Annotated in this window: 28 protein-coding genes; 1 reads left to right on the forward strand and 27 read right to left on the reverse strand. The window is 58.7% G+C overall.

Features of this window, described 5'->3' with window-relative positions; all coding sequences use genetic code 11:
* Window positions 1–47: 47 nt before the first annotated feature.
* The 27 genes from ACY65G_RS17855 to rplC all read right to left on the reverse strand — a co-directional run bounded on the left by ACY65G_RS17855 (window position 48) and on the right by rplC (window position 13634).
* Window positions 48–1025 carry a DNA-directed RNA polymerase subunit alpha gene (locus ACY65G_RS17855; protein ID WP_130186536.1) on the reverse strand — a complete coding sequence of 326 codons (978 nt, stop codon included), beginning with the start codon at window positions 1023–1025 and terminating at the stop codon, window positions 48–50.
* A gap of 132 nt (window positions 1026–1157) precedes the next feature.
* Window positions 1158–1781, reverse strand: coding sequence for a 30S ribosomal protein S4 (gene rpsD / locus ACY65G_RS17860; RefSeq protein ID WP_464998660.1), 624 nt, complete (start codon window positions 1779–1781; stop codon window positions 1158–1160).
* A 248-nt stretch (window positions 1782–2029) separates the two neighbouring features.
* Window positions 2030–2434 (reverse strand): 30S ribosomal protein S11, encoded by a 405-nt coding sequence (rpsK, locus tag ACY65G_RS17865; protein WP_028101645.1) that lies wholly within the window; start codon window positions 2432–2434, stop codon window positions 2030–2032.
* 14 nt (window positions 2435–2448) lie between these two features.
* Window positions 2449–2814 carry a 30S ribosomal protein S13 gene (gene rpsM, locus ACY65G_RS17870; RefSeq protein WP_130186538.1) on the reverse strand — a complete coding sequence of 122 codons (366 nt, stop codon included), beginning with the start codon at window positions 2812–2814 and terminating at the stop codon, window positions 2449–2451.
* A 14-nt stretch (window positions 2815–2828) separates the two neighbouring features.
* Window positions 2829–2942 carry a 50S ribosomal protein L36 gene (gene rpmJ / locus ACY65G_RS17875; protein WP_005663407.1) on the reverse strand — a complete coding sequence of 38 codons (114 nt, stop codon included), beginning with the start codon at window positions 2940–2942 and terminating at the stop codon, window positions 2829–2831.
* Window positions 2943–2975: 33 nt separating this feature from the next.
* Entirely contained in the window at window positions 2976–3194 is a 219-nt protein-coding gene (gene infA / locus ACY65G_RS17880) for a translation initiation factor IF-1 (RefSeq protein ID WP_010812378.1), read from the reverse strand.
* 25 nt (window positions 3195–3219) lie between these two features.
* Window positions 3220–4554 (reverse strand): preprotein translocase subunit SecY, encoded by a 1335-nt coding sequence (gene secY / locus ACY65G_RS17885; protein WP_464998661.1) that lies wholly within the window; start codon window positions 4552–4554, stop codon window positions 3220–3222.
* A 27-nt stretch (window positions 4555–4581) separates the two neighbouring features.
* Window positions 4582–5013, reverse strand: a complete 432-nt coding sequence (rplO, locus tag ACY65G_RS17890) for a 50S ribosomal protein L15 (RefSeq protein ID WP_130186540.1) — start codon at window positions 5011–5013, stop codon at window positions 4582–4584.
* A 27-nt stretch (window positions 5014–5040) separates the two neighbouring features.
* Window positions 5041–5223 carry a 50S ribosomal protein L30 gene (gene rpmD / locus ACY65G_RS17895; RefSeq protein ID WP_145653074.1) on the reverse strand — a complete coding sequence of 61 codons (183 nt, stop codon included), beginning with the start codon at window positions 5221–5223 and terminating at the stop codon, window positions 5041–5043.
* 4 nt (window positions 5224–5227) lie between these two features.
* Window positions 5228–5746 (reverse strand): 30S ribosomal protein S5, encoded by a 519-nt coding sequence (rpsE, locus tag ACY65G_RS17900; RefSeq protein WP_464998662.1) that lies wholly within the window; start codon window positions 5744–5746, stop codon window positions 5228–5230.
* A gap of 10 nt (window positions 5747–5756) precedes the next feature.
* The gene (gene rplR, locus ACY65G_RS17905) at window positions 5757–6119 is read right to left on the reverse strand and encodes a 50S ribosomal protein L18 (protein ID WP_130186542.1); all 363 of its coding nucleotides are present in this window, start codon (window positions 6117–6119) and stop codon (window positions 5757–5759) included.
* Window positions 6120–6132: 13 nt separating this feature from the next.
* Window positions 6133–6666, reverse strand: a complete 534-nt coding sequence (gene rplF, locus ACY65G_RS17910) for a 50S ribosomal protein L6 (protein ID WP_464998663.1) — start codon at window positions 6664–6666, stop codon at window positions 6133–6135.
* Between the two features lie 10 nt (window positions 6667–6676).
* On the reverse strand, window positions 6677–7072 hold the full coding sequence (gene rpsH / locus ACY65G_RS17915; protein ID WP_131148093.1) for a 30S ribosomal protein S8: 396 nt from the start codon (window positions 7070–7072) through the stop codon (window positions 6677–6679).
* Window positions 7073–7086: 14 nt separating this feature from the next.
* Window positions 7087–7392, reverse strand: coding sequence for a 30S ribosomal protein S14 (rpsN, locus tag ACY65G_RS17920; RefSeq protein ID WP_130186545.1), 306 nt, complete (start codon window positions 7390–7392; stop codon window positions 7087–7089).
* Between the two features lie 6 nt (window positions 7393–7398).
* The gene (gene rplE / locus ACY65G_RS17925; RefSeq protein ID WP_130186546.1) at window positions 7399–7938 is read right to left on the reverse strand and encodes a 50S ribosomal protein L5; all 540 of its coding nucleotides are present in this window, start codon (window positions 7936–7938) and stop codon (window positions 7399–7401) included.
* Between the two features lie 6 nt (window positions 7939–7944).
* Window positions 7945–8259: a 50S ribosomal protein L24 gene (rplX, locus tag ACY65G_RS17930; protein ID WP_130186547.1), complete on the reverse strand. Its 315-nt coding sequence runs from the start codon at window positions 8257–8259 to the stop codon at window positions 7945–7947.
* Between the two features lie 9 nt (window positions 8260–8268).
* Window positions 8269–8637, reverse strand: a complete 369-nt coding sequence (gene rplN / locus ACY65G_RS17935) for a 50S ribosomal protein L14 (RefSeq protein ID WP_130186548.1) — start codon at window positions 8635–8637, stop codon at window positions 8269–8271.
* Window positions 8638–8896: 259 nt separating this feature from the next.
* Window positions 8897–9169, reverse strand: coding sequence for a 30S ribosomal protein S17 (rpsQ, locus tag ACY65G_RS17940; protein WP_130186549.1), 273 nt, complete (start codon window positions 9167–9169; stop codon window positions 8897–8899).
* Window positions 9166–9357, reverse strand: a complete 192-nt coding sequence (gene rpmC / locus ACY65G_RS17945) for a 50S ribosomal protein L29 (RefSeq protein ID WP_130186550.1) — start codon at window positions 9355–9357, stop codon at window positions 9166–9168. The genes rpsQ and rpmC overlap by 4 nt, the downstream gene beginning before the upstream one ends.
* 12 nt (window positions 9358–9369) lie before the next feature.
* A complete protein-coding gene (gene rplP / locus ACY65G_RS17950) occupies window positions 9370–9789 on the reverse strand; it encodes a 50S ribosomal protein L16 (RefSeq protein WP_056337588.1) in 420 nt (139 codons plus the stop codon).
* A gap of 14 nt (window positions 9790–9803) precedes the next feature.
* Window positions 9804–10592, reverse strand: coding sequence for a 30S ribosomal protein S3 (gene rpsC, locus ACY65G_RS17955; RefSeq protein WP_137315741.1), 789 nt, complete (start codon window positions 10590–10592; stop codon window positions 9804–9806).
* A gap of 9 nt (window positions 10593–10601) precedes the next feature.
* The gene (gene rplV / locus ACY65G_RS17960) at window positions 10602–10934 is read right to left on the reverse strand and encodes a 50S ribosomal protein L22 (RefSeq protein ID WP_174800461.1); all 333 of its coding nucleotides are present in this window, start codon (window positions 10932–10934) and stop codon (window positions 10602–10604) included.
* Window positions 10931–11206: a 30S ribosomal protein S19 gene (gene rpsS, locus ACY65G_RS17965; RefSeq protein ID WP_093556914.1), complete on the reverse strand. Its 276-nt coding sequence runs from the start codon at window positions 11204–11206 to the stop codon at window positions 10931–10933. Before rpsS ends, rplV begins: the two co-directional genes overlap by 4 nt.
* 9 nt (window positions 11207–11215) lie before the next feature.
* Entirely contained in the window at window positions 11216–12043 is an 828-nt protein-coding gene (rplB, locus tag ACY65G_RS17970; RefSeq protein WP_464998664.1) for a 50S ribosomal protein L2, read from the reverse strand.
* The gene (gene rplW / locus ACY65G_RS17975; protein WP_130186555.1) at window positions 12043–12357 is read right to left on the reverse strand and encodes a 50S ribosomal protein L23; all 315 of its coding nucleotides are present in this window, start codon (window positions 12355–12357) and stop codon (window positions 12043–12045) included. The genes rplB and rplW overlap by 1 nt, the downstream gene beginning before the upstream one ends.
* A complete protein-coding gene (gene rplD / locus ACY65G_RS17980) occupies window positions 12354–12974 on the reverse strand; it encodes a 50S ribosomal protein L4 (RefSeq protein ID WP_131148100.1) in 621 nt (206 codons plus the stop codon). Before rplD ends, rplW begins: the two co-directional genes overlap by 4 nt.
* Before the next feature lie 3 nt (window positions 12975–12977).
* The gene (gene rplC, locus ACY65G_RS17985) at window positions 12978–13634 is read right to left on the reverse strand and encodes a 50S ribosomal protein L3 (RefSeq protein WP_464998665.1); all 657 of its coding nucleotides are present in this window, start codon (window positions 13632–13634) and stop codon (window positions 12978–12980) included.
* Between the two features lie 252 nt (window positions 13635–13886).
* On the opposite strand from rplC, the gene ACY65G_RS17990 reads away from it, so the two are divergent.
* Window positions 13887–14258, forward strand: a complete 372-nt coding sequence (locus ACY65G_RS17990; RefSeq protein ID WP_464998666.1) for a hypothetical protein — start codon at window positions 13887–13889, stop codon at window positions 14256–14258.
* The last annotated feature ends 19 nt before the right edge of the window (window positions 14259–14277 follow it).

The raw sequence follows: 14277 nt of genomic DNA on the forward strand, positions 1-14277 counted from the left end.
TAGAGTGATTAACGCCCGGCGCGACATGCGCCGGGCGGTGGTGCAAATTACTTTTCCAGGCCTGCCGGCGGCCAGTTTTCCAGCTTCATGCCCAAGGTCAGGCCGCGGGATGCCAGCACTTCCTTGATCTCGTTCAGCGACTTGCGGCCCAGGTTCGGCGTCTTCAGCAGTTCGTTTTCCGAACGCTGGATCAGGTCGCCGATGTAGTAGATGTTCTCGGCCTTCAGGCAGTTTGCCGAACGGACGGTCAGTTCCAGGTCGTCGACCGGGCGCAGCAGGATCGGATCGACCAGCGGAGCACGCGACGGCGCTTCGGCGGTGGCTTCCGTGCCTTCCAGCGCGGCGAACACGTTCAGCTGGTCGACCAGCACGCGTGCCGACTGGCGGATCGCTTCTTCCGGCGTGATCACGCCGTTCGTTTCGATGTTGATGATCAGCTTGTCCAGGTCGGTACGCTGTTCCACGCGGGCCGATTCCACGGCATACGAGACACGGCGCACGGGCGAGAACGATGCGTCCAGGATGATGCGGCCGATCGTCTTGTTCGTGTCTTCGGACAGGCGGCGCACGTTACCCGGCACATAGCCACGGCCTTTTTCGACCTTGATCTGCATGTCCAGCTTGCCACCGGCGGTCAGGTGAGCGATCACGTGATCCGGGTTGATCAGCTCCACATCGTGCGGCAGATCGATATCCGATGCCAGCACGGCGCCTTCGCCCTCTTTCTTCAGCGTGAGGGTGACGGAATCGCGGTTGTGGACCTTGAAGACCACGCCCTTCAGGTTCAGCAGCAGGTCGACCACGTCTTCCTGCACGCCATCCAGCGACGAGTACTCGTGCACAACGCCGGCGATGGTGACTTCGGTCGGCGCGTAGCCGATCATCGACGACAGCAGCACGCGACGCAGGGCATTGCCCAGCGTGTGGCCGTAGCCGCGCTCGAACGGTTCCATCACGACTTTTGCGTGACCGGCGCCCAGCGCTTCGACGTCGATAATACGTGGCTTCAACAAACTGTTTTGCATTGAAATGTCCTTTTCATTACCCTCGGCTCGTTACACCGATAAGGCTGATGGCATTAGTGAAAAAGCCCACTCTGCTTAGGAGTGGGCATTATTGCTACTGATTGCAGCGTAGTGCTACGTCAGCGACTGCGATTAACGCGAATACAGTTCGACGATCAGCGATTCGTTGACGTCGGCAGCGATTTCGCTACGTTCCGGGAACGACTTGAAGGTGCCTTCCATTTTCTTGGAATCGACCGACACCCATGCCGGCATGCCGACTTGTTCCGCCAGCGACAGCGCTTCAACGATACGGGTCTGCTTCTTGGCCTTTTCGCGCACGGCGATCACGTCGCCGGTCTTGACGACGTAGGAAGCGATGTTCACGACATTGCCGTTCACGGTGAACGCTTTGTGCGACACCAGCTGGCGTGCTTCAGCGCGCGTGGAGCCGAAGCCCATGCGGTAAGCAACGTTGTCCAGGCGGGTCTCCAGCAGCGTCAGCAGCGTTTCGCCGGTGTTGCCCTTGCGGCGGTCGGCTTCGGCGAAGTAACGGCGGAACTGGCGTTCCAGGATGCCGTACATACGCTTGACCTTCTGCTTTTCGCGCAGCTGGTTGCCGTAGTCGGAGGTGCGGGCACCCGACTTCACGCCGTGCTGGCCTGGCTTGACGTCCAGTTTGCACTTCGAATCCAGCGAGCGGCGGGCGCTCTTCAGGAACAGGTCAGTGCCTTCACGGCGGGAGAGTTTTGCTTTTGGTCCGATATAACGTGCCACGGTATTTTCCTTGAATATTAAATGACGCCCCGGATTCCATCGGATGCAGCATCGGATGAAAACAGGCGCTAGTCTGACCCTCTAATCCGTCAGACGGTGGCTCAACAAGCCCGTCCGCTAAAAATGGACAGGCAAAAATAGCCGGACAGTGTAACCGTTTCCGATCAACTGTTCCAGCAATTTTTACTTCAGTGTGACGGTGGCCGGTCCCGAAGGCCCGGCCATGGTCTTACCGAATGGCGGTCGTATTAGATACGACGACGCTTCGGAGGACGGCAACCGTTGTGCGGCACTGGCGTCACGTCCTGGATCTCGGTGATCTTGATACCCAGGTTGTTCAGCGCGCGAACAGCGGATTCGCGACCAGGACCCGGGCCCTTGATACGCACTTCCAGGTTCTTCACGCCGCATTCCTGCGCCACTTTGCCAGCCGCTTCGGCAGCAACCTGCGCTGCGAACGGGGTCGACTTACGGGAGCCCTTGAAGCCGGCGCCACCGGAAGTTGCCCACGACAGGGCATTGCCCTGGCGATCGGTGATCGTGATGATCGTGTTGTTGAAGGAAGCGTGGACGTGCGCGATGCCTTCAGCGACGTTCTTCTTGACCTTCTTGCGAACGCGTGCTGCTGCAGCGCTGCTTTGTTGCTTAGCCATAGTGGTTTCCTAGATTATTTCTTCAGCGATTGAGCGGCTTTGCGCGGACCTTTGCGGGTACGTGCATTGGTGCGGGTGCGCTGACCGCGGACCGGCAGGCCCTTACGGTGACGCATGCCGCGGTAGCAACCCAGGTCCATCAGACGCTTGATGTTCATCGACAGTTCGCGGCGCAGGTCGCCTTCAACAACGAACTTGCCGATCTCATCACGCAGCTTTTCCAGCTCGCTGTCGTCCAGGTCCTTGATCTTCTTGTTGGTCGCAACACCCGTCTGGGCGCAGATGAACTGCGCGCGCGGGCGGCCGATACCGTAAATTGCCGTCAGGCCGATCACGGTGTGCTGATGATTTGGGATGTTAACCCCTGCAATACGTGCCATTCGTTCTTCCTCGATTAACCTTGACGCTGCTTGTGACGCGGTTCGACGCAGATAACACGAACGACGCCTTTGCGCTTGATGATCTTGCAGTTGCGGCAGATCCGCTTGACTGAAGCGTTAACTTTCATTTTGCACTCTCTTCTTGGATTCGATACTTAAAATTACTTGGTCCGGAACACAATACGGGCCCGGGAGAGGTCGTACGGCGTCAACTCCACCGTCACCTTGTCACCGGGGAGAATGCGGATATAGTTCATCCGCATTTTACCCGAAATGTGGCCGAGCACCACGTGGCCGTTTTCCAGCTTTACTCGAAACGTTGCATTCGGGAGATTCTCCAGAACCTCGCCCTGCATCTGTATGACGTCGTCTTTTGCCATGGTGACCTTATCGTGCCATTGCCAATTAGCGGGTCGGAATGCCGCCCTTGAAGTTTGCCTTGCGCAGCAGTGAATCATATTGCTGCGACATCACGTAGTTCTGGACCTGGGCCATGAAGTCCATGGTCACGACCACAATGATCAACAGGGAGGTGCCGCCAAATACAAAGGACACTTTCCACTGGGCTTGCATAAACTCCGGCAACAGGCACACCAGGGTAATGTAGACGGCGCCTGCCAGGGTCAATCGCGTGAGGATCTTGTCGATGTAGCGGGCAGTCTGCTCACCGGGACGAATCCCTGGCACAAAGGCCCCGCTCTTCTTCAAGTTGTCCGCCGTTTCCTTGCTGTTGAACACCAGTGCGGTGTAGAAGAAGCAGAAGAACACGATTGCGACAGCATACAGCAGTGCATGGATGGGCTCGCCTGGGCTCAACGACGCAGCCAGATCTTTCAGGAAGCGTACAACGGGGTTAGCGTTGTCCGCGCCACGTGCGAACCAGTCCACGATGGTGGCCGGGAACAAGATGATCGACGATGCGAAGATCGGCGGGATCACGCCTGCCATGTTCAGCTTCAGCGGCAGGTGGCTGGTTTGCCCACCGTAGATCTTGTTGCCGACCTGACGTTTGGCGTAGTTCACCAGGATCTTGCGTTGGCCACGTTCCACGAACACCACGACATAGGTTACGGCTGCAACCAGGATCACGATGATGATGGCGGAGATCGCACTGATCGCACCGGTCGACACCTGGGTGAACAAGCTACCCATTGCGCTCGGCAGACCGGCAGCGATACCTGCAAAGATGATGATGGAGATGCCGTTACCGAGACCGCGCTCGGTAATCTGCTCCCCCAGCCACATCAGGAACATGGTGCCGGTCAGCAGCGTTACCACGGTGGTGAAGCGGAATGCCATGCCCGGGTCGAGCACCAGGCCAGGCTGGGCTTCCAGCGCGACGGAGATGCCGAATGCCTGGAACAAAGCCAGGCCCACGGTGGCGTAACGGGTGTACTGGGTGATCTTGCGACGGCCAGCCTCCCCTTCCTTCTTCAGCGCTTCCATCTGCGGGGACACGATCGACAGCAACTGCATGATGATCGAGGCCGAGATGTAGGGCATGATGCCCAGCGCAAACACCGTGAAGCGCGACAGGGCGCCGCCCGAGAACATGTTGAACATGCCCAGGAGGCCGCCCTCTTGCGACTTGAACAGTGCGGCCAGCTGTACCGGGTCGATCCCCGGCACCGGGACGTGTGCCCCGATGCGGTAGACTACCAGAGCGCCCAGCAAAAACCACAGACGGTTCCAGGGGAACCCTGCTGCGGCACTTTTAGCAAGCTGCGGATTAGTCGCCAATTTTCGCTCCGTTCAAGCTCAAGCGTCTCAGGCTACCGAGCCGCCAGCCGCTTCGATGGCTGCTTTCGCGCCGGCGGTCACTTTCAGGCCCTTGATGGACACTGCCTTAGTGATTTCACCAGATGCGATCACGCGCACGTCGCGGGCCAGCACGGACAGCACGCCAGCCTGCTTCAACACCAGCAGGTCGACTTCGCCGACTGCCAGGTTGTTCAGGTCGGACAGGCGCACTTCAGCCTTGAAGGTCGCGTTCAGCGACTTGAAGCCACGCTTCGGCAGACGACGCTGCAGAGGCATCTGACCGCCTTCGAAGCCGACTTTATGGAAGCCGCCCGAACGCGATTTCTGACCTTTGTGACCACGGCCGGCGGTCTTGCCCAGGCCGGAGCCGATACCGCGACCAACACGGCGCTTGGCGTGTTTCGCGCCTTCGGCTGGTTGAATGGTATTCAATTCCATTGTGTTCTCCAGATCGTAAGCCGGGGCTTACGATACAACCTTAACGAGGTAAGCGACCTTGTTGATCATGCCGCGTACCGATGGCGTGTCCTGCAGCTCGGAAACCGAGTTGACACGGCGCAGGCCCAGGCCGCGCACGGTAGCGCGGTGGTCTTCGCGAGTGCCGATCAGGCCCTTCACCAGTTTGACTTTGATAGTGCTCATGGTCATCCCCTTAAGCCAGAATGTCTTCCACCGACTTGCCGCGTTTCGCAGCGATATCGGCAGGAGTGCTCATTTTCGACAGGCCGTCCAGGGTGGCGCGCACCAGGTTGTACGGGTTGTTCGAACCGGTGGATTTCGCCACCACGTCCGTCACGCCCATCACGTCGAAGATAGCGCGCATTGCGCCACCAGCGATGACGCCGGTACCAGGCTTGGCCGGGCTCATCATGACGCGCGAGGCGCCGTGACGGCCGGTTACCGAGTGCTGCAGCGTACCGTTCTTCAGAGGCACCTTGATCAGGTTGCGACGGGCTTCTTCCATTGCCTTCTGCACACCGACCGGAACTTCCTTCGACTTGCCTTTGCCCATGCCGATGCGGCCATCGCCGTCACCAACCACGGTCAGCGCCGCGAAGCCCATGATACGACCACCCTTGACCACTTTGGTCACGCGGTTGATCGCGATCATTTTTTCGCGCATGCCGTCATCCGGCTTGTCGCTTTGCATTTTTGCTTGCATTTTTGCCATGATCGTACCCTTAGAACTTCAGACCGGCTTCACGCGCGGCATCAGCCAGCGCCTTCACACGGCCGTGGTAACGGAAACCGGAGCGGTCGAACGCTACTTCGGTGATACCTGCCTTGATTGCCTTTTCGGCGACGCGCTTGCCCACCAGTGCGGCAGCGGCGGCGTTACCACCCTTGCCCGACTTGCCGGCCAGTTCGGCGCGAACTTCTGCTTCCACGGTAGACGCCGAAACCAGAACTTTAGCGTCCGGGCTGATCAGGTTCGCGTAAATGTGCAGGTTAGTGCGGTGGACCGACAGGCGGTTCACTTTCAGTTGCGCGATCTTGATGCGGGTTTGACGTCCGCGGCGCAGACGAGATTGCTTTTTATCCATCGTCAGCCCCTAATTACTTCTTCTTGGTTTCTTTGATCTTAACCACTTCGTCCACATAGCGGACGCCCTTGCCTTTATAAGGCTCAGGGGAGCGGTAAGCACGAACTTCTGCGGCAACCTGGCCGACCTGTTGACGGTCGACACCCTTGATCACGACTTCGGTCGGGGTCGGGGTAGCCACGGTCACGCCAGTCGGCATTGCATGCACGACAGGGTGGGAGAAGCCCAGCGACAGGTTCAGCTTGTCGCCCTGGGCTTGCGCCTTGTAACCCACGCCAACCAGGGACAGCTTCTTCTCGAAGCCCTTGGTGACGCCGGTGACCATGTTGTTGACCAGTGCGCGCAGCGTGCCGGACATGGCGTTCGCTTCACGGCTGTCGTTGGCAACAGTGAACGACAGCGTGCCGTTGTTGTTTTCAACGTTGACCAGGCCATTCAGGCTCTGGGTCAGGGTGCCCAGCGGGCCCTTGACGGTGATCGCTTGTGCGGAGATGGCGACTTCGGCGCCAGCCGGCACGGCGATCGGCATTTTAGCTACTCGAGACATGTGTTACTCCTTAAGCCACGAAGCAGATGACTTCGCCACCGACGCCGGTAGCGCGCGCTTTGCGATCGGTCATGACGCCTTGCGGGGTCGACACGATTGCCACGCCCAGACCGTTCATGACGGTTGGAATCTCATCCTTGCCCTTGTACACGCGCAGGCCCGGACGGGACACGCGCTCGAGGCGCTCGATGACAGGACGGCCAGTGTAATACTTCAGGCCAATTTGCAGTTCCGCTTTGCCTTCGTTGGAGGACACTGCGAAATCTTCGATGTAACCTTCGTCCTTCAGGACGGAGGCGATCGCCACTTTGACTTTCGACGACGGCATTGCAACGGTGGTCTTCTTCACACCCTGTGCATTGCGGATACGGGTCAGCATATCGGCGATAGGATCGCTCATACTCATTGCTTATTCTCCTATTACCAGCTGGCTTTGGTCATACCCGGGATTTCACCACGCATGGCGAATTCACGGAGCTTGGTGCGGGCCAGACCGAATTTACGGAAGGTGCCACGTGGACGGCCAGTGATGGCGCAGCGGTTACGCTGGCGGGTCGGTGCGGAGTTACGCGGCAGGGCCTGCAGTTTCAGGCGGGCTTCGTAACGCTCTTCTTCCGACTTCGACTGGTCGTCGATGATGGCTTTCAGGGCGGCGCGCTTGGCGGCGAATTTCTCCACCAGGTCGGCACGCTTCTGTTCACGGTTAATCAGTGCGAGTTTTGCCATGATCGGTTAGTTCCTGAACGGGAATTTGAATGCGGCGAGCAGAGCTTTCGCTTCGTCGTCGGTCTTGGCGGTCGTGGTGATCGAGATGTTCATGCCACGCAGCGCGTCGATCTTGTCGTACTCGATTTCCGGGAAGATGATCTGCTCTTTGACACCGATGTTGTAGTTACCACGGCCATCGAACGAGCGGCCGGACACACCACGGAAGTCACGCACGCGCGGCAGGGCCACGGTGATGAAGCGATCCAGGAATTCGTACATACGGGCGCCACGCAGGGTCACCATGGTACCGATCGGGTAGCCTTCGCGGATCTTGAAACCGGCGATAGCTTTACGCGACTTGGTGGTCACCGGCTTCTGGCCGGCGATCTTGGTCAGGTCGCCAACGGCGTGTTCCAGGACCTTCTTGTCAGCGATCGCTTCGCCCACACCCATGTTCAGGGTGATTTTCGTCAGGCGCGGCACTTCCATTACCGATTTGTAGCCGAATTTCTCGGTCAGCTCGGAAACGACCTTCTCTTTGTATACTTGTTGCAGACGGGCCATTTTCAATTACCCCTTCACTACTTCGCCGGAGGACTTGAAGACGCGGACTTTTTTACCATCCACTTCCTTGAAGCCCACGCGATCGGCCTTGCCGGTCGCAGCGTTGAACAGAGCAACGTTGGACACGTGAATCGGCATGGTCTTGTCGACGATGCCACCAGTTACGCCCGTCATCGGGTTCGGCTTGACGGCCTTCTTGGCCACGTTCACGCCATCCACCACGACATGCTCAGCGTCTACACGCTGGGTCACGACACCGCGCTTGCCCTTGTCCTTACCGGTCAGGACGACGACTTCGTCGTTTTTGCGAATCTTATCCATTGCGACTCCTTACAGGACTTCCGGTGCCAGGGACACGATCTTCATGAACTTCTCGGTGCGCAGTTCGCGCGTCACCGGGCCAAAGATACGGGTACCGATCGGTTCCAGCTTGGAGTTCAGCAGGACGGCGGCGTTGCCATCGAACTTGACCAGGGAACCGTCCTGGCGACGCACACCCTTAGCGGTGCGCACAACCACGGCGTTATAAATTTCACCTTTTTTGACACGGCCGCGAGGCTGTGCCTGTTTAACCGTGACCTTGATCACGTCGCCGATGCCAGCGTAACGGCGCTTGGAACCGCCCAACACCTTGATGCACATAACTTCTTTCGCACCGGTGTTGTCGGCTACCTCGAGCCGGCTTTCAGTTTGAATCATAGTATTCTCTTTCCCAACTTAAGCCGAAGAATCCACACAATGCGGACCTCTCGGTCAGTCTTGGTCCCGCCAACCGTGCTGCTGCATGGCTGTTTGGGTGCTTGACCTTCATACAGTACTGACCGCGAAACCGCGTCTGTGGATAGACACTTAGCGGCGATACATGAACGAAGCCCGCAAGTATTACATACAACCTGCGGGCCTGCAAGAACTAATTGGAAAACGGACCGGAGCGCAACGCGCCGGTCCAGCTTTCTTTTTAGACGATTTGTGCAGCTTGCACTACACGCGTCACCGTCCACGCCTTCGTCTTGGAGATCGGACGACCTTCCGCGATCTCGACCGTGTCACCGGCCTTGACCTGGTTGGTTTCGTCATGTGCGTGGTATTTCGCCGAACGCACGATGATCTTGCCGTACAGAGGGTGCTTGACGTGACGCTCGATCAGCACGGTAACGGTCTTGTCCATCTTGTCGGACACCACTTTACCGATCAGCGTGCGCTTGAGCGACTGTTTCACTGGTTCGTTCATTTGGCTTCCTTCGTGTTCATTACCGTTTTGACGCGTGCGATGTCGCGGCGGACCTTCTTCAGCTGCGAGTTGTTGCTCAGCTGTTGCGTGGCGCTTTGCATACGCAGGCCGAACTGTGCCTTCAGCAGGTCGTTCAGTTCTTTCTGCAGAGCAGCCTGGTCTTTGCCGCGGAGTTCAGATGCTTTCATATTTCACTCCAATTATTGGCCAACCTGGCGCACCACGAAGGTGGTAGCCAGCGGCAGTTTGGCAGCAGCCAGGCGGAACGCTTCGCGTGCCAGCTCTTCGCCAACGCCGTCCATTTCGTACAGCACTTTACCTGGCTGGATTTCAGCCACGTAGTACTCCGGGTTACCCTTACCGTTACCCATACGGACTTCAGCCGGCTTGTTCGAAATCGGCTTGTCCGGGAAGATACGGATCCAGATACGGCCGCCACGCTTGATGTGACGGGTCATGGCACGACGGGCAGCTTCGATCTGGCGTGCCGTGATACGGCCACGCGCGACGGCTTTCAGACCGAATTCGCCGAACGACACAGCGGTGCCGCGCGTATGCGAAATACCGGTGTTACGGCCCTTCTGCTCTTTACGATACTTCCTGCGAGATGGTTGCAGCATGCTTATTCTCCTGCTTATTCAGCTGCAGCCGGCTTCGCAGCGCGGCGAGCGGCTGGGGCGCCTGGTTTAGCGCCCGGACCTGGACGTGGGCGACCACCCGGCTTGCCATCATCGCGGCGCGGGCCGCGTGGCTTCTTCTCGTCAGCCGGAGTGTCGATGACTGGTGCTTCGCCGGTGGCGGAGCGGTCACCCTTGTACACCCACACCTTGACACCGATGATGCCGTAGGTGGTCGATGCTTCGGACGTGCCGTAGTCGATGTCCGCCTTCAGGGTATGCAGAGGCACGCGGCCTTCGCGATACCATTCGGTACGGGCGATCTCGATGCCGTTCAGACGGCCGGACGACATGATCTTGATGCCGACGGCACCCAGGCGCATTGCATTCTGCATTGCGCGCTTCATGGCACGGCGGAACATGATCCGCTTTTCCAGCTGCTGGGCGATCGAATCGGCGATCAGCTGCGAGTCGATTTCCGGCTTGCGGATTTCCTCGATATTGACGTGCACCGGCACGCCCATGATCTTGGTCAGTTCCGACTTCAGCACTTCGATGTCTTCGCCTTTTTTACCGATCACAACGCCCGGACGGGAGCTGTACACGGTGAAACGGGCGTTCTTCGCCGGGCGCTCGATGACGATGCGGCCGACGGAGGCGTTCTTCAGCTTCTTCTTCAGGTAAGCGCGCGCCTTCAGGTCTTCGTTCAGCATCGAAGCGAAGTTACCGTTGGTCGCGTACCAGCGGGAAGCCCAGTTACGGGTAACGGCCAGACGGAAGCCGGTTGGATGAATTTTCTGTCCCATCTTGGCTCCTTAGTTTCCGACCGTCAGGTAGACGTGGCAGGACTGCTTCGAGATACGGTCGCCACGGCCCTTTGCACGCGCGGTGAAGCGCTTCAGGATCGGGCCCTTTTCGACGTAGATCGTTTTCACGTACAGTTCGTCGATGTCGGCACCATCGTTGTGCTCGGCGTTCGCAATGGCGGACTCCAGCACCTTCTTGATGATGGTCGCGCCTTTTTTCGGGCTGAACTGCAGGATGTTCAGCGCGGCGTCAACCTTCTTGCCGCGGATCAGGTCAGCCACCAGGCGACCCTTTTGATCCGACAGGCGCACGCCTTTGAGGATTGCTTTGGTTTCCATTATTTCTTCGCCTTTTTGTCAGCAGCGTGGCCCTTGAACGTACGGGTCAGCGCGAACTCGCCGAGCTTGTGACCAACCATGTTCTCGGACACGTACACAGGCACGTGGACCTTGCCGTTGTGCACGGCAATCGTCAGGCCGATGAAGTCAGGCATGATCGTCGAACGGCGGGACCAGGTTTTGATTGGCTTCTTGTCTTTCGTCGCTTGCGCGGCTTCGACTTTCTTCACCAGGTGGGCGTCGCAAAACGGCCCTTTTTTCAATGAACGGGTCATGATTTATCCTTATTTCTTGCCGCGGCGCGAGACGATCATCGAAGAAGTGCGCTTGTTCGAACGCGTCTTCTTGCCCTTGGTCTGCTGGCCCCATGGCGACACTGGGTGACGACCAGCTGCCGTCTTGCCCTCACCACCACCGTGCGGGTGGTCGACCGGATTCATGACGACACCACGGACGGTCGGGCGGACACCGCGCCAACGCATCGCACCGGCCTTACCGATCTTGCGCAGGCTGTGTTCGGAATTGCCGACTTCACCCACGGTTGCGCGGCACTCGATGTGCACGCGGCGCACTTCGCCGGAGCGCAGACGCACCTGGGCGTAAGTACCTTCGCGGGCCATCAGCACGACTGCGGCACCGGCGGTACGTGCCATCTGGGCACCTTTACCTGGCAGCATTTCGACGCAGTGGATCACGGTACCAACCGGGATGTTGCGGATCGGCAGGGTATTGCCGGCCTTGATCGGCGCTTCCGAACCGTTCATCAGCGTATCGCCGACGGACAGGCCTTTCGAAGCGATCACGTACTTGCGCTCGCCATCGGCGTAGCACAGCAGGGCGATGTGCGCCGTGCGGTTCGGATCGTATTCGATGCGTTCCACTTTCGCAGGAATACCGTCCTTGTTGCGCTTGAAGTCAACGATACGGTAATGCTGCTTGTGACCACCACCGATGTGACGGGTGGTGATGTGGCCGTTGTTGTTACGGCCGGCGGTCTTCGATTTTTTCTCAACCAGGGCGGCGAGCGGACGGCCTTTGTACAGGTCGGCGTTCACCACCTTCACCATGCCGCGACGGCCTGGGGAGGTTGGCTTCATCTTAACGAGTGCCATTAGTTAGCCTCCTCGGTGAAATTGATTTCCTGGCCAGGCTTCAGGCACACGAAAGCACGCTTGGTAGCATTGCGACGGCCGATGAAACGACCCGAACGCTTGACTTTACCTTCGCGGTTAACGGTCTGCACCGATTCCACTTCGACCTTGAACAGCAGTTCAACGGCGGCCTTGATTTCTGGCTTGGTCGCGTCCGGAGCAACACGGAACACGATCTGCTCGTTCTTTTCCGCGACCATGGTGGCCTTTTCGGAAATGACCGGCGCCACCAGCACCTTCAACAGGCGCTCTTCGCTAAATTTGACGGCGCTCATGCCAGCAACTCCTCAATCTTGGCCAGTGCCGCTTTGGTAACCAGGATCTTCTTGTAGAAGACCAGCGACATTGGATCTGCATGACGCGGTTCCACGACCAGCACGTTCGGCAGGTTGCGGGAAGCCAGCAGCAGGTTTTCTTCGATGTTGTCGGTGATGATCAGGACCGAGTCCAGACCCAGGCCGGTCAGCTTTTGCGACAGCAGCTTGGTTTTCGGGGCTTCGATCGACAGTTCTTCGATCACGACCAGGCGCTCTTCACGAGCCAGCTGGGAGAGGATCGAGCACAGACCTGCGCGGTACATCTTCTTGTTCACTTTGTGGGTGAAGTTCTCGTCAGGCGAGTTCGGGAAGATGCGACCACCGCCACGCCACAGCGGCGACGACGACATACCAGCACGGGCGCGGCCGGTGCCTTTCTGGCGCCAAGGCTTCTTGGTCGTGTGGTGAACCTGTTCACGGTCCTTCTGCGCGCGGTTGCCGCTACGGGCGTTCGCTGCATAAGCAACCACGATCTGGTGGATCAGGGCTTCGTTGTAATCACGACCGAAGACGGTGTCAGCGGCAGCAACGTTGGACGCGGCTTGACCTTCAGCGTTCAAGAGCTTGAGTTCCATGAATTAAGCTCCCTTCTTAGCTTTGACTTTAACGGCTGGCGAAACAACCACCTGGCCGTTTTTCGCGCCTGGTACCGCGCCCTTGACCAGCAGCAGCTGGCGTTCAGCGTCGATACGAGCGATTTCCAGGTTCTGGGTCGTGACGGTGACGTCGCCCATGTGACCGGTCATGCGCTTGCCAGGGAACACGCGGCCCGGGTCCTGCGCCATACCGATGGAGCCTGGTACGTTGTGCGAACGCGAGTTACCGTGAGTCTGACGACCCGATGCGAAGTTGTGACGCTTGATGGTACCGGCGTAGCCTTTACCGATCGAGGTGCCCTGCACGTCGATCTTCTGACCGACTTCGAACAGCGAAGCGGCGACGACTTCGCCAGCTTTCAGTTCGGCAGCTTTGGCGGCGTCGACACGGAATTCCTTCAGCAGGGTACCGGCTTCGACGCCAGCTTTGGCGTAGTGACCCGCAGCGGCTTTGGTCACGCGGGAAGCGCGACGTTGACCGAATACGACCTGAACAGCGGAGTAACCATCCGTTTCAGGAGTTTTGATTTGCGCAATGCGGTTGTTCGACACGTCCAGCACGGTCACAGGGATCGAATCCCCTTCGTCCGTGAAGATGCGCATCATGCCAACCTTGCGACCGAGGAGGCCAAGGCTCATTTTTTCTCCATTCCCACCTACGATTGGGCAGGGCTATGTTGAACTACTAAAAATGGTAAGGACGAAAAAGGACATTTCCATACCGAAGCCGGCTAGTGTACTTTGATTTGCCTCTTGACGCAACAAGTAAGTACGAGGTATGTCGATGTCTGTTGCGCAAGGTTTGCACACATATTCACCGGCGTTCGAGGCGATGCATTTTCGATATCGAAATGAGGCATGATGGTTGCTTTTCGACCGTCAGGAGCTTCCATGCGCCACCGCCGTACCGCCCTCGCCTCTTCCTTCATGACCCTGATCGCCGCCTGGCTCGGCGCCGCCGGCGCAGCCCATGGGCAGGCTGCCGAACTGGCACAGATGCGCAAGGGCTATGCGGACATGTGCAAGCAAGCAGTGGCGATTCCCGCGCAATTTGGCGGCGAGAGCGACCTGAAGGGGCACGCGAAACTGGCGCCGTACTGCGATTGCGTGGCGATTCCCTGGACCGACCGGGCCGTGGCGGCGATGAACGGCGCCGCACCGCCAAGCAATGAACAGCTCGCCAAAGATGAATGGAACACCCGCGCCGGCTGCCGCAAGAAGGTCGGCGCGCCGCCGCCGCCGGCCGTCAAGCCGGTGGCTTGAACAGGCCGCATCGCAAGGC

It is taken from the genome of Pseudoduganella sp. jia 12 (genome assembly GCF_055502675.1).

Coding starts and splice junctions, on each gene's coding strand:
- rplF (WP_464998663.1), bottom strand. CDS start 6,666: ATGTCTCGAGTAGCTAAAATGCCGATCGCCGTGCCGGCTGGCGCCGAA.
- rpmJ (WP_005663407.1), bottom strand. CDS start 2,942: ATGAAAGTTAACGCTTCAGTCAAGCGGATCTGCCGCAACTGCAAGATC.
- rpsK (WP_028101645.1), bottom strand. CDS start 2,434: ATGGCTAAGCAACAAAGCAGCGCTGCAGCAGCACGCGTTCGCAAGAAG.
- infA (WP_010812378.1), bottom strand. CDS start 3,194: ATGGCAAAAGACGACGTCATACAGATGCAGGGCGAGGTTCTGGAGAAT.
- rplD (WP_131148100.1), bottom strand. CDS start 12,974: ATGGAACTCAAGCTCTTGAACGCTGAAGGTCAAGCCGCGTCCAACGTT.
- rpsN (WP_130186545.1), bottom strand. CDS start 7,392: ATGGCAAAACTCGCACTGATTAACCGTGAACAGAAGCGTGCCGACCTG.
- rpmC (WP_130186550.1), bottom strand. CDS start 9,357: ATGAAAGCATCTGAACTCCGCGGCAAAGACCAGGCTGCTCTGCAGAAA.
- rpsS (WP_093556914.1), bottom strand. CDS start 11,206: ATGACCCGTTCATTGAAAAAAGGGCCGTTTTGCGACGCCCACCTGGTG.
- rpsM (WP_130186538.1), bottom strand. CDS start 2,814: ATGGCACGTATTGCAGGGGTTAACATCCCAAATCATCAGCACACCGTG.
- rpsC (WP_137315741.1), bottom strand. CDS start 10,592: ATGGGACAGAAAATTCATCCAACCGGCTTCCGTCTGGCCGTTACCCGT.
- rplP (WP_056337588.1), bottom strand. CDS start 9,789: ATGCTGCAACCATCTCGCAGGAAGTATCGTAAAGAGCAGAAGGGCCGT.
- rplB (WP_464998664.1), bottom strand. CDS start 12,043: ATGGCACTCGTTAAGATGAAGCCAACCTCCCCAGGCCGTCGCGGCATG.
- ACY65G_RS17855 (WP_130186536.1), bottom strand. CDS start 1,025: ATGCAAAACAGTTTGTTGAAGCCACGTATTATCGACGTCGAAGCGCTG.
- rplC (WP_464998665.1), bottom strand. CDS start 13,634: ATGAGCCTTGGCCTCCTCGGTCGCAAGGTTGGCATGATGCGCATCTTC.
- ACY65G_RS17990 (WP_464998666.1), top strand. CDS start 13,887: ATGCGCCACCGCCGTACCGCCCTCGCCTCTTCCTTCATGACCCTGATC.
- rplE (WP_130186546.1), bottom strand. CDS start 7,938: ATGGCCCGTCTGCAACAAGTATACAAAGAGAAGGTCGTTTCCGAGCTG.
- rplW (WP_130186555.1), bottom strand. CDS start 12,357: ATGAGCGCCGTCAAATTTAGCGAAGAGCGCCTGTTGAAGGTGCTGGTG.
- rplR (WP_130186542.1), bottom strand. CDS start 6,119: ATGGATAAAAAGCAATCTCGTCTGCGCCGCGGACGTCAAACCCGCATC.
- rpmD (WP_145653074.1), bottom strand. CDS start 5,223: ATGACCATGAGCACTATCAAAGTCAAACTGGTGAAGGGCCTGATCGGC.
- rpsE (WP_464998662.1), bottom strand. CDS start 5,746: ATGGCAAAAATGCAAGCAAAAATGCAAAGCGACAAGCCGGATGACGGC.
- rpsQ (WP_130186549.1), bottom strand. CDS start 9,169: ATGAACGAACCAGTGAAACAGTCGCTCAAGCGCACGCTGATCGGTAAA.
- rplX (WP_130186547.1), bottom strand. CDS start 8,259: ATGGATAAGATTCGCAAAAACGACGAAGTCGTCGTCCTGACCGGTAAG.
- rpsH (WP_131148093.1), bottom strand. CDS start 7,072: ATGAGTATGAGCGATCCTATCGCCGATATGCTGACCCGTATCCGCAAT.
- rplN (WP_130186548.1), bottom strand. CDS start 8,637: ATGATTCAAACTGAAAGCCGGCTCGAGGTAGCCGACAACACCGGTGCG.
- rplO (WP_130186540.1), bottom strand. CDS start 5,013: ATGGAATTGAATACCATTCAACCAGCCGAAGGCGCGAAACACGCCAAG.